Source organism: Neobacillus rhizosphaerae (genome assembly GCF_937468385.1).
GTDB classification, from domain to species: domain Bacteria; phylum Bacillota; class Bacilli; order Bacillales; family Cytobacillaceae; genus Neobacillus; species Neobacillus rhizosphaerae.
In genome coordinates, this window is record NZ_CALBWS010000004.1 from 29,006 (window position 1) to 41,627 (window position 12,622).

The 12,622-nt window shown below is 43.7% G+C and carries 8 protein-coding genes; all 8 read right to left on the reverse strand.

Features of this window, described 5'->3' with window-relative positions:
* Positions 1 to 59 precede the first annotated feature (59 nt).
* The 8 genes from M5A78_RS05305 to nuoN all read right to left on the reverse strand — a co-directional run bounded on the left by M5A78_RS05305 (position 60) and on the right by nuoN (position 12,621).
* On the reverse strand, positions 60 to 2,051 hold the full coding sequence (locus M5A78_RS05305) for a penicillin-binding transpeptidase domain-containing protein (RefSeq protein WP_248734245.1): 1,992 nt from the start codon (positions 2,049 to 2,051) through the stop codon (positions 60 to 62).
* 281 nt (positions 2,052 to 2,332) lie between these two features.
* Complete coding sequence (locus M5A78_RS05310) at positions 2,333 to 3,169, reverse strand: M23 family metallopeptidase (protein ID WP_248734246.1); 837 nt, start codon at positions 3,167 to 3,169, stop codon at positions 2,333 to 2,335.
* Positions 3,170 to 3,779: 610 nt separating this feature from the next.
* Positions 3,780 to 4,817: a stage II sporulation protein D gene (gene spoIID, locus M5A78_RS05315; RefSeq protein WP_248734247.1), complete on the reverse strand. Its 1,038-nt coding sequence runs from the start codon at positions 4,815 to 4,817 to the stop codon at positions 3,780 to 3,782.
* A gap of 548 nt (positions 4,818 to 5,365) precedes the next feature.
* Positions 5,366 to 6,676 (reverse strand): UDP-N-acetylglucosamine 1-carboxyvinyltransferase, encoded by a 1,311-nt coding sequence (murA, locus tag M5A78_RS05320; RefSeq protein ID WP_248734248.1) that lies wholly within the window; start codon positions 6,674 to 6,676, stop codon positions 5,366 to 5,368.
* A gap of 32 nt (positions 6,677 to 6,708) precedes the next feature.
* Positions 6,709 to 7,521: a YwmB family TATA-box binding protein gene (locus M5A78_RS05325; RefSeq protein WP_248734249.1), complete on the reverse strand. Its 813-nt coding sequence runs from the start codon at positions 7,519 to 7,521 to the stop codon at positions 6,709 to 6,711.
* A gap of 242 nt (positions 7,522 to 7,763) precedes the next feature.
* Positions 7,764 to 8,021, reverse strand: coding sequence for a DUF1146 family protein (locus M5A78_RS05330; protein WP_248734250.1), 258 nt, complete (start codon positions 8,019 to 8,021; stop codon positions 7,764 to 7,766).
* Positions 8,022 to 8,451: 430 nt separating this feature from the next.
* A complete protein-coding gene (locus tag M5A78_RS05335; RefSeq protein WP_248734251.1) occupies positions 8,452 to 10,488 on the reverse strand; it encodes a PIG-L family deacetylase in 2,037 nt (678 codons plus the stop codon).
* A 648-nt stretch (positions 10,489 to 11,136) separates the two neighbouring features.
* The gene (nuoN, locus tag M5A78_RS05340; RefSeq protein ID WP_248734252.1) at positions 11,137 to 12,621 is read right to left on the reverse strand and encodes an NADH-quinone oxidoreductase subunit NuoN; all 1,485 of its coding nucleotides are present in this window, start codon (positions 12,619 to 12,621) and stop codon (positions 11,137 to 11,139) included.
* Position 12,622 lies beyond the last annotated feature (1 nt).

Consider the following 12,622-nt stretch of genomic DNA (forward strand, 5'->3'; position numbering starts at 1 on the left):
CAAGTGTCTCCCTAACTATTATTGATTTTCAATCCTTTGTGCCTGAATCCGAACATGCTTCATTTCAATCTCATATAAATATTTTTTACCTTTTTCACCGGTATCTGTGAGCCGCCACGCCCCTCTACATCCTCAACCATCATCGCGACCATTAGGCTTGGAGAATCTGCGTTGTAGGCGATAAACCAGCCGTTCTCTGCTCCGGTTTCTCCTTGCTTCTGCTTGATTTCCGCTGTACCTGTTTTTCCTGCGAGTGGATAGTCCGCCATTTCAGCGGCATGAGCTGTCCCACCGGCATCACCAACGACCTTCCGTAAATCCGCTGCAATCAGACCTGCCTGCTCCCCTGTGACCACGGCCTCCTTCAGTACCTGCCCTCGTTCTTCCTCATCCAATAGAATCGGTTTCATCATATTGCCCTTATTCATAAACGGTGTATAGGAGGCCAGCAGATGAACAATGCTCATTTGGATTTGTCCCTGACCGTAACCCGAGTCGGCAAGCGCAATATCACTGTCCATCCCGCCGATAGTCGATGTCTCCAACGGATACGGGTATTTAAGCTTCTCCTCAAAGCCAAACTTCTTCAGCCCGTCCACGAACGCTTCTTTTCCTGTTTTCAACGCTGCCTGGGCGAAATAAATATTATCGGAAAAGACGAGCGCTTTTTCAAGGTTAACCGGACTTCCCACATGGACCCGTGTCACAAAATAGCCGCCCCATGAGTTGTCCTTTTGCCATTTCGGCCCGAGGATAGCCACCTGCTCAGCCGGGTTGACCGACCCACTTGCAAGCCCGATAGAGGCCGTAATTGCCTTCATGACAGATCCCGGGGCATACACCTGGGTAAAGCGTGTCGTCAATGGCTGCCGTTTATCCTCCTGTAACGCCTTCCATTCATCAGCTGAAAAGCCGAGCGCCGCCTGATTCGGGTCAAACGCCGGGCTACTGACAAGTGCCAGCGTTTCACCGTTAACCGGGTTCATGGCTGCAGCGGTACCAGCTTCTCCGGCCAGTTCGTCAAAAATCACCGCCTGCAAATCGGCGTCGATGGTCAGCTTAATATCCTTCCCATCCACTACTGCCTTTTCTGCGAGCACAACATCTGCTCCGTCACCCTTCTTTTTAATGATGATTTTGACACCGCTCTCGCCCTTCAACTTCTCGTCCAACACCTGCTCAAGGCCCCGTTTGCCAATGACATCGTGACTAGTGTAGCCTTTGTCCTTTCGCTTTGCCAGCTCGTCCGCCGTTATCGCGCCGACATAGCCCACCAGCTGTGCTGCTGCCTCCTTGTAAGGGTAAATCCGTGCCTCCACCTTCCGCGTCTGTACTGGCTCGAGTGCGATCAACTGGGCAACCCGCTCCTTGTCCTCCATCGATACCTTTTTCAGTGGTACAAACAGCCCAGGCTTCACCCAGCTTGCACCGAGTGCCTTGTTAATTTGCTCAGGCGTCATTTTTAACAGGGAAGCTAGTTGCTCGATAACAGGCGCCTCTACCTTTCCGGCTACCACACCCACTTCATACACCTGCCCGTTCACCGCCAGCCCGGTACCATTACGGTCGACAATCTCCCCGCGTTTAGGTGAGGTTGTGCTTAAGCCAATCGTGTCTTCTTCCTTTAAATCCGGAAAAATATACTCAGTATTCCAGTCTACATACCAGTTCTTCTTATCGTCTCTTTCTTCTTGCTGCAATCTAGCTTTTTGGGTAAATTGAATCGTTCCTGCGATGCTGTTCATTTTAGCGCTAAAGGAATAGTCGGCTTTTTCTTGATCTGCCTGTTTATCCTTTTTTGGCTCTTTGAAGTTAATCTTGAGATTAGTAATCTGAAGGTCTTCGTAGATTTTTTGATAGCGACTCGTAAATTCTTCTTTGGTGATTTTCTGTTTCGCATCCTTTGAAAGATAATCATACATCTGAGCAAACTTTTGCTGATTCCAAAGAGCTATGTAATCAGAGAATCTTTCCTGTGGTGTAGGCTCCTTACTGCAGCCTGTGAGCGCTAAAACGACAATCAGCACCAAGAACCCTGCTAATTTCCTCAACCAAATCCCCCCCTTTATTTACATTCTAACATATATGCACCCACAAACCGTATTAACGCAAAAACATGGTGTCAGGCACCACAGAAATACATTTGTCCGTATGCGGAGGACATTTTCTTGAGGTGGGTGTCTGCACCATTAATAGCACTAGTAAAGAAAAAATAATTGCGTAGCAATAATCTTATTTACATGGTGAAAAGATATAATATGGTGTCAGGCACCATTTTTTTGCCCTAAATGCAAAAAAAGAGGAAAGCATCCCCTTCCCCTTTGTTACGCTTTTATGAGTTTTTGTTTTGACTGGAATTTGTAGATTCGTCTTGTGTGTCAGAGGACTGATTGTCGTCTGTTGACTTTTCTAGGTCTTCAAGCTTTTGTTGCTTTTTTAAGCTTGGAGATTCGATTGATTTTTTATCGTCCGAAAGCTTGTTTTCCTGTAATGTGCTCAACGATTTTTCAAAATAGCTCGTTGGGTTTACAGCAACGCCGTCTTTACGGATTTCAAAATGTACATGTATTCCAGCTTTTTCATTGAACAAGCTTTGTCCAGCCTTGGCAATGACTTTGCCCTGTTTTACTTGTTCGCCAACCTTAACTTTTATGTCTTTAACGGATTGATATTGTGTTACAATACCTTGGTCGTGCTCGATTTCAATGACGTTTCCGAGAACTGCATCATCCTCGACACGAGTGACTGTGCCGCTAAGTGATGCGGTAACATCAAACGCTTCGCCGTTTTTCATGGCGAGATCGACACCCATGTTTTGAACATAAGTATTGTTGTAAAATACTAATGCTGATTCCTGGTCTTCTGCTTTGCCTTGGAAATCATAGAATTTCATTTTTACGACAGCCTCATCCGCTTTTGCCACAGGCATTTTGAAGTTTTCCATTGTTTTGTTAACTTCGACAGCTGGGGGTTGGTTCTTTTTACCAGTGAGATCAGTAGACTTATAATCGTATTTGTCTGTATTGCTGCTGCTCGCTTGATACCAAAGAACTCCTGTTAAAATGATTGCTGCACTTGCGATATAGATGGCTGGAAATACCCAACGCTTTTTGAAAAAGCGTTTTACGCTGGAACTTTGAGAAGATCGTTTGTTTTCTTCCTCTCTCATTTTCATCACCTCAGCAATCATTCTGAACAGATAACTAGAATTATATACACGAATCTAAAAAAATTTTTTAAAACTTATTTTTCAACAATGCTAAGCTTTTTATGCATGAAAGTGAAAAAATAATATTTGGTTAAAATTAGTTTCAGCAATAGGGATCCGGTATTTTGATTCTTGGAAACGATTTGCTTCTGTATGAGATGATGGTTTATCTCTGCCTTGGTCGCAATTGGTTTACCCGCATTTCAATAGTGCCATTGTTAATTGCCTGAAAGAGGAATAGTTTTTTATGAAGTTTTTCAAATGGGTATTGCGGCGATTCAGCTTGTCTATATGATAGCCGTCTGGATTCAGTCGAGTTTGCCCTCAAACCACTTTGTCGAGCTGCCCGATTCAGTTCTCGATCGCAATATCAAAGAGTCCCTCCATTTAATAGAGTTCGCGATATAATATGTTTTGCTAGTGTTATCATCCACTTCTTGCAATTTACAGGTCGCTATCCCTTTTATCGTACACTTCTCCTTTTTCCCCTCAAACCGCCAACATTCTACCCACTTAAAGCTAAAAAGCCAGGCGTCGCGCCTGGCTCAGGTAACTTAAACTATTCAATCCACTATTTCTGTGCCGTTATCGTGGCAAGCATGGTCGCCGCCGAAGTAATCTCGACACCCTGATAATAGTGCTTCACAATCTTTTTATAATCCGCACCTTCTTCCGCCATGCCGTTCGCGCCATACTGGCTCATGCCCACGCCGTGGCCGAAGCCCTTCGTTGTGATGACAATATTGTTACCCTTGCGTTCCCAAGCAAAGTCAGATGACTTCAGGTCAAGTTTATCTCGGATATCCTTTCCGGACAGAACCTTCCCATTGAAATCCACTTTTCCAACGCGTTTTCCAGCTGTTTTTTCAACAATTTTTCCAATCGTTCCACTTGAACCAATTTTCACGCCCATCTTTGCTTCAAATTCCTTAACCGTCAGCACCTTTTGAAAGTTAAATTTAGGAGAAGTTTTATCCCATGGACTTGAAACACTTCTTAAATATGGGTAGGTGCTTGGCCAGTAGTCTTCTGAATTTTCCGTGTAACCATTACTTGTCGAGAAAAAGGTCGCCGTAATCACTTCGCCCTTGTAGGTTAAAATTTGACCGCTCGTCGCCCGGACAGCCTCTAAAATCTTCTTCTTCTTCTCGTCGTACTTCATCCCCCATTCCTTCCGTAATTGATCATCACTCTTGTACGCCTGATGGATGGGGGTATCTGTGACCTGGGCACCCTTCGGAGTCCCCATCTTATCCTTTGTTAACAATCTTTTTACGATATAGGTTCTCGCTGTTAGCGCCTGTGCTTTGAGTGCTTCCTGCTTAAATTCCGCGGGCATCTCAGCCGCAACCACCCCAACAAGATAATCTTCTAATGGTACTTTCTCAATTTTCGATTTTGCAGAGCGAAATACGGCAACTTCAACCGCTGCGTCCGCGGAGGGGCCTGGTGTCTTCGTTTCTTTAGCCGGGACCTTGGTTAAATCCTCCCCCAGCTTTCCGCTTGCGTGATGTTCCCCTGAAAATGGTAATACAAGCACTGCGGGAATAATCAAGGTTAGGGCAATGAAGAGTGATGCTAGTACGATGAGTGGTTTGATTTTTTTCATGATTGTGCCTCCAGTTTGTAAAATTCACAGCCGGCAACATCTGCCAGGTTGTGTCTCCATTCATACATATGGGGGCGGACAAGCATTTATTACAGATTTTTTATTAAAGTATGAGCATGGTGTACTTTACCTAATAAGAAAAGCGCAAGCGCCCTGGTCAGCGACGTAAGGGCTGGACTGAACCGACTGAGATAAATGTAAACTCGCCGATTGGCAAGCCGTCAGGCGAAGACAGAGGCGTAGTTGAATTTATGCGTTCAGAATTTAGGAAATAAATTCTGATTAGCTAAAGGAAACACGGTGAGCGTTAGCAAACCGATGTTGACTTATCGTAGGGAGGTGAGGGAAGCACTCTAGTCGCTAGGGTGCTGGAGCTGGATAATTCTCAAAGTCGAAAATTTTATACTTTCTTATCTTTAAAAACAAACAAAATAAAAACAGGACCCAATTCATCTCTAGGCCCCGTTGCTTTGTTTTCGTGTTTAATTATCTACTCAGCTTCAGCCTGAGGTTCATCTCTAGCAATCCGTACGTCCGATACAACGAAACTACGCGTTCATATCCGATACGTAATTTTCTGTCTCGATGAAGGTTTCATCCACTTCTTTTACCCGTTCGATGTCAGCGCCTAATGAAGCGAGCTTGCCGTGGAAGTTCACATAGCCGCGGTCTAAGTGTTTTAACTCTGTGACCCGTGTGTTTCCTTCAGAAACAAGTCCGGTTAAAATGAGAGCTGCCGCTGCACGAAGGTCAGTTGCCGACACTTCTGCACCTTGCAAATTAGAAGGGCCATTTAAAATAACCGAACGACCTTCAATTTTAATCTCAGCATTCATGCGACGGAACTCCTCGACATGCATGAAACGGTTCTCGAATACCGTTTCCGTAATCATCGATGTGCCTTGTGCACGAAGCAATAATGCCATCATTTGTGATTGCATGTCGGTTGGGAAGCCGGGATGCGGCATCGTTTTGATGTCAACAGCCTTCAATTGATCAGGACCGATGACCCTTACGCCATCCTCTTCCTCAAAAATTTCAACACCCATTTCCTCCATTTTGGCAATCAAGGAAGATAAATGCTCAGGAACTGCGCCCTTTACTACTACATTTCCGCCCGTAATTGCAGCCGCAACCATGAAGGTACCCGCTTCAATCCGGTCAGGAATAATGTTGTGATCGGCGCCAAATAATACATCAACGCCTTCAATCCGAAGTGTACCCGTACCGGCACCTTTCACCCTAGCGCCCATTTTGTTCAAAAAGTTTGCCAAGTCAACGATTTCTGGTTCTTTTGCGACGTTCTCAATGATGGTTGTGCCCTGTGCAAGGGTTGCTGCCATCATAATGTTTTCAGTGGCACCAACACTTGGGAAGTCCAAATAAATTTTTGCTCCTTTTAAGCGACCGTCTACCTCTGCTTCGATAAAGCCATTTCCTACCTTCACCGAGGCACCCATGGCTTCAAAGCCCTTTAAGTGCTGGTCGATAGGTCGAGATCCAATCGCACATCCTCCTGGAAGAGCGACACGTGCTCGGCCATTACGTGCTAGCAATGATCCCATGACAAGGACAGACGCTCGCATTTTCCGAACATATTCGAATGGTGCTTCAACTTTCAACTCTCTGGATGCATCAACAACAACTGTATTATTATCAAATCTCACTTCAGCATTTAAATTGCGTAAGACTTCATTAATTGTGTATACATCGGAGAGTGTAGGTACATCACGAATTACACTTTTTCCGTCACTTGCTAATAATGTTGCAGCGATAACAGGCAGGACGGCATTTTTTGCACCTTCAACTTTTACCGTTCCAAACAGCCTTTGTCCGCCGCGGACGATGATCTTTTCCAAGAGTATTCCCCTCCGCGTCCATTTTCTCTATATTAATATTCAATCGTAATGATTGGTGTGCCAACTACGATGGTAGTCTTTGCGCCCAATCCTTCGGAGCGTATGCCAATTTGCAAATTCATGTTATTTTTTTGATTATCTATGGAGCCTGTAAACATAGGCGATGTCGCCGAAACAGACATGAATGTCTCCTCATTTAACGCTTCGATTTCTTTTGCATTAAAACTAGACAGTAACTTGCTTACTGTTGTAGGTAAAGCCGTATCAATCTTATCACTGACTACGCCCTTCATACAAGAAAAAACTGTTGGTTTTCCTCGAAATATGTCAGATAGCCTATTTTTAAAATGATCGCTTGTGAAATAGGCTTCTTGAGCCTTGTTCCACTCCTTACCGCTAACACTATAAACTATATACGCATTGACAGGTTGATTTGTGTGGGTTGCCATAATTTGAAGCATTTCGCTGTGGTTTTTAGCTGTTGGAGATACTGCTATTGCTTCCCATTTTTGGCTGGTGCTTTTTACAGACCAATCCCAGTCGGGAAACTTTTGCTGAAGCTTTTCTACGTATTCCTTCACTTCCTGCTCACTTTTCATGCCAGAAAGATGCTCTCGTGCATAAAACGACCATTCATTGAGCAAAATATTTTCGGCTTGCAAAACAGAGCCGATTTTCGCCAAGTCAGGATTGCTTTCATCTTTTTGAAAAAGTAAGGCATCGACGCCGTCGATATGAAATAAATCCAGGCCGCCATAAGCTTCAGTTGTGCGGTTCCCAATAACAACCAGGATAAAACTAATTATCGCAATCACGCTTAAAAAAATCTTACTATTTCTGTTCATCTCTCTACTCCCCCTTACTACCATTGTTACCAGGCAGCAGGAGAGCATACTTGGGAAATGTCGTCACATTTAGACAAATACCAAATTCGACTATTGAAAAAGAATAATCGGTCGTAAAACGTCCGACCTTTACCTATAATAATCCAACCGAGATCTATTACTTCAATTGTAAGACATACATAGCTTTCCACATAAAGAAAATTGTACTCAAAATTCTCGTAAAAGGGAACATGTACGAAGACCTAAAATTTTACCAATTGTGCTAACTGCAGAATTAATGGCAGTTGTCTTGACCACTGAAGATAATCAAGGAAAAAGTTACTAACAGATGATCCGATGAAAATGGCTAATAATATGTACAGTAATCGTGCCTGAAACACATGATTGGCTTTGAGCAATTTTTCTAAACGAATTGCCTGAAGCGCCCACCACGAAATGGCAATAAACAGCAAATGTGATAGTATGCTTACCAACGCTATTTGACCAAGGTCATTCATCATTCTGCTACCCCCTTTTTACACACTGTGACTATTCTAACATATAGACGAGAGAAATACTTAACTGTTTCTTTATTTTTCAACTTTCGTGGTAATTGTGACAAATTAATGACATTTTTAAAAAAAGCGCTTAAAAGAGGCTACGTCGATCGTTCATACTTCCTATCCGCAAAAACCAGCGTTAAAAATTAAAAATTAATTCATCCTTCCTTCTCGTAAAATAAGCCAGCCATCTCGCCAAATAAGCCGTCTCACAAATTCTGACTTCCTTTTCGCTAAATAACTGGCTCGTTCATTTACCCACTCATCTTGGCTAACAAACCTACTCGTTCATTTAGACAGCCATCTCGCCAAACAAGCCGCTCGTTCATTAACCACGGCTTCTCACAAAATAAGCCGCGTCTAGTTCAGACACGGCTTTCAAACCCAAATGTTAGCGGCGCATGCTGCCACTCGCATTGAAGTAATACCACTTGCGACCAATCAAAGCCCGGCCCGTCTTCATCACCCCCGAGCTTTCGAGGTAATACCAATTTCGATTAACATATAGCCAGCCGGTGCGCATAGCGCCAGAACTATCAAGATAATACCACTTACCTTTATCCAGGTGCCACCCCGTCTTCATTGCACCGCTAGCCGCCAGGTAATACCACTTGCCATTCACCTTTACCCAGCCTGAGTTCATTTTCCCATTAGCACCAAGGTAATACCACTTGCCATTATCCTTCAGCCAGCCGGTGCTTAGATTGCCGGTAGCCGGGTTAATAAAATACCAATCACGGTCGACCGCCAGCCACTTGCTCATGTTTACTTTGGTATCTGTTGCCACCGTCATATCGCCGGTAAAACTCATATTTCCTTTACTAAAAGCGGAAATGGTCAGCTTATACGTTTGGCCCGGATTCAAATTCATAAACAAATAATTCGTCGTGCCGCCATTCACTTCTACCGGTTTGTTGTCGTTAATACGGATTTGCACTTTATCGATACTTCTATCAAGGTACCTCCAGGAAATCCCGACCATCCGATTCGTGTGATAGCTCCGCGTTACTTTTACACTAGAATAATAAACGCTTGCTTGTGGGGCCAACCTGTCTAGGATTCCACTATTGCCACTGCCTTTGCTTAAATCCAGATCGACATTAAAAAAGGATAACGCATTTAAGCTCGTCATGTTTTTTAAAGGGGTAATGTCTTTGAAAAAATTGCTATCCATTGAAAGTGTTATCAAATTTGTCAACGGAGCAAGCGGCGCAAGATTCGAAACCTTATTATTATTAAACGTCAGCACCTGTAAATTGGTTAAGGAAGAAATTGGACCAAGGTCGGTGACCTGATTAAAGTCAAAATTCAGCGCTGCTAAGTTAGTCAGTTCGTTGAGCGGCGCCAAATTTCCAATTTGGTTATCCTTCAGGTAGAGCTCATTTAACTGTGTCAGCCCTTTTAGCGGCATTAAATCAGAAATTTTATTGTTGTCAAGGACTAGAAGTTTGAGATTTTTTGCAAATTGCAAGCCTTCTAGACTAGATATCCCTTTTCCGGCCGCATGAAGTGCTGTTAATGCTGATAAATCATCCTCGGTTAGTTCCCGATCGGTGACACCTAGCTCCGCTTTAATCGCAGCGGCCAGGTTAGTGTCAGATATAGGACCGTCAGCTTGTCCAGTCGCCATCGATTTTGCGAGCTTGAGAGCAGATGGCATATTAGGAGTATTTGCCAAGTGTGTTCGGCTTTGCGGATCTTTTTCGAGCCCAGCAAAATTGCTTGGCACCGAAATATAGCCGATCGAATATTTTTGTGAAGCTGGCGCCCACTGTTTATAAACAGAGGATGCATTTTTTATCTTTTGTAGATTTGCTTCTGTCATTTGCTTTGGAGCTTCGTTGCTGCCTGGTATCGTATTATATTGAACATTTTTAACATAAAAACGCACGTCACGGATTTTATGTTCATTATATAAATCATTTAGTGCCTTTCCCATAACGGCATGGTCCGAATGCCAATCCGCATAGGACATCGATTTATGTATCGCATGTGGGTAAGTCTTTTCGAAGGTTTCGATTGTTTGTTTTGCTTGATTGTATGTTAGCTTGCCATCAGGGAAATTCATCAGGTGGATGTTTTCCATCTTAACCCCAAGTGATGCCGCGGACTGCTGGAATTCTTCGGTTCGTGCTTTCACGAAATCTTCCCTTGTGAGCGGTGGGAATTTCTCTTTCTCTAGTTTTTTGTTCACAGCATTTAAGGCGTCGGTTGCGCCGCCGCCATCCGTCATCAGTACCAAATGGACCTCATAGCCTTGGGCAATGCTGTTGATAATGCCCTTCCCCATGCTGAGCAGTTCATCATCTTGATGAGGAGAATAAAAGATGGCCACTGGCTTTTGAACCTGGGCCGAGCCAGTCAGCTGAAATAATTGAAATGATGTAATCACCACTAGAAACATCAAAATTATCCGTAGTTTTTTCATTGTGCCCTCCCTTTGCAGAAAAATTAATCTAATAATCTACTATTTACTATTAGTGCAGATTATCTAGCATATTCCATTATACTCCATATTTTTCTATTTTTGATTTCCTATTTTGAAAAATTATGTCATTTTATTGGTATTTTAGATGGATTTGAGTGATGACAGCGATATTATTTTTGAAGTTGGCGGAATTAATAGAGTATATGGCGGAATATGGACTTCTGTCAATAAAATAGACTTTTTTCTTCCAAGTAGTGGCGTATTTTTTTCTTCCGCGCTTCGTGTACACTTCGCTTGGATCTGGATATCCGGCGGAATTCCTCTCTAATTCCGCAGAATCCAGCCTGATTCCACCTTCAAAACGCAAAGAAAGAAGAGGCTCCCCAACCTCTTCTTTCTATATAATACCCCTTTAATTTGACACTTCAGCAAAAGCAGACCACGATTTTCGTGGCACCAGTGCTCTTGCACAACTTCCTGGCTGATCAAAATTTCTGCAATACTAGCCATCAGATACAAATTTCAGGCTAGCTTCCTCCCCTAAGGCAGACGGCCACCTTATTCGCCCCTGGTACTTTGACTTCAGCTTCGCTGCAGCAACCTGGCTAGCCAGCGCATGAAATCACTTCTATTACTTTTTTCAAAACATTACTGGAGATTGTTCAAGAAATCTAAGGCGATGTTTGGCGCAATACCGAACAATATTGAGCCGACCACGGCAACGATTAAGACAACGATGATTCCAAATGGAACGTTGAATTTGCTTTCGTCGCGAGCCGGACGGAAGAACATTTGCGTCATAACGCCGAAATAGTAAAAATAGGATACGACAGTGGTCGCAATCATGATCGAAGCCAGCACATAATGCGGTTCGCCGTAAAAGGCGCCGACAAAGATGTTTAATTTTCCAATAAAGCCGGCCGTGCCCGGGAAACCTGCCAAGGAAACCAGTAAAATTCCCATCGTGACGGCAAGAACCGGTGAGCGTCGATATAGCCCAGCGAAGTCCGCAATCTTCGTCGAACCAGATTTTTCCGTAATGACTTGGATGACCGCAAACGCGCCAAGGTTCATTAACATGTAGGCAAGCAGATAAAACCAAACCGAAAAAATCATATTCGAGCTCATCGTCGTTAAGGCCACAAGCAGATAACCTGCGTGGGCAATACTCGAATAAGCAAACATTCGTTTGATATTCGTTTGTTTCAAGGCGACTACGTTACCGATGATCATCGTTGCCGCAGCAAGGAAAGCGAGGTAATCGTGCATTCTGAATAGGATACTTCCGCCTTCTCCTGATGGAGCAGCATTGTAAAACACAGCAATCAGAATTCGAATCACAATCACAAATCCAGCCGTTTTGGAGACAACACTAAGGAACGCTGTAACTGGTGTTGGTGCCCCTTGATAAACGTCCGGCGCCCACATATGAAACGGTGCCGAAGCCAATTTAAACGATAAACCAACTAAAATCATTAAGAAGGCGAGGCCAAGCAAGTAGGCCTGCTGACCATCCGCTACCATCGACAGCGTATTGGCGATTTCCCCCAAATTGGTTGTCCCAGATAAGCCGTAAACATAGCTCATCCCGAATAACGTAATCGCTGTGGAAATTCCGCCGTTGATGACATATTTCATCGCTGATTCGTTTGACTTTAGGTTGTGCTTACGGATACCGGCTAATATATAAGAAGAAATCGATAACAATTCTAAACCGATAAACAGCGTAATCAAATCGCTGCTTGATGTCATGAACATTGCACCGAGCAAAGCCGTTAAGAACAAATAATAAAACTCGCCGCGGTAGTCTTCCATGCCATCCTTTGCCTCGTAGCTAACCGCCAAAAACATGACCAACCCGGCACCGGCAAGAAGAAGTAGTTTAAATGCCTTGCCAAAGGTATCAAGTGTAAACGTATCATGCAAAATCGAGGTTGGCTCTACGCTTAGTAAGCTCACAACCGAGACAATCGCAGCAAAAATCCCCGCAATGCTCAGCCAGCCAAGAATTCGACGGTCCAGACGCTTTGGCATAAATAAATCTAATAATGTAAGCAGTGCGATTACACCAAGGATGATGAACTCCGGTGTCATGACACTCCAGTTAAACTCACTTAATGTCTTCAGACTCATC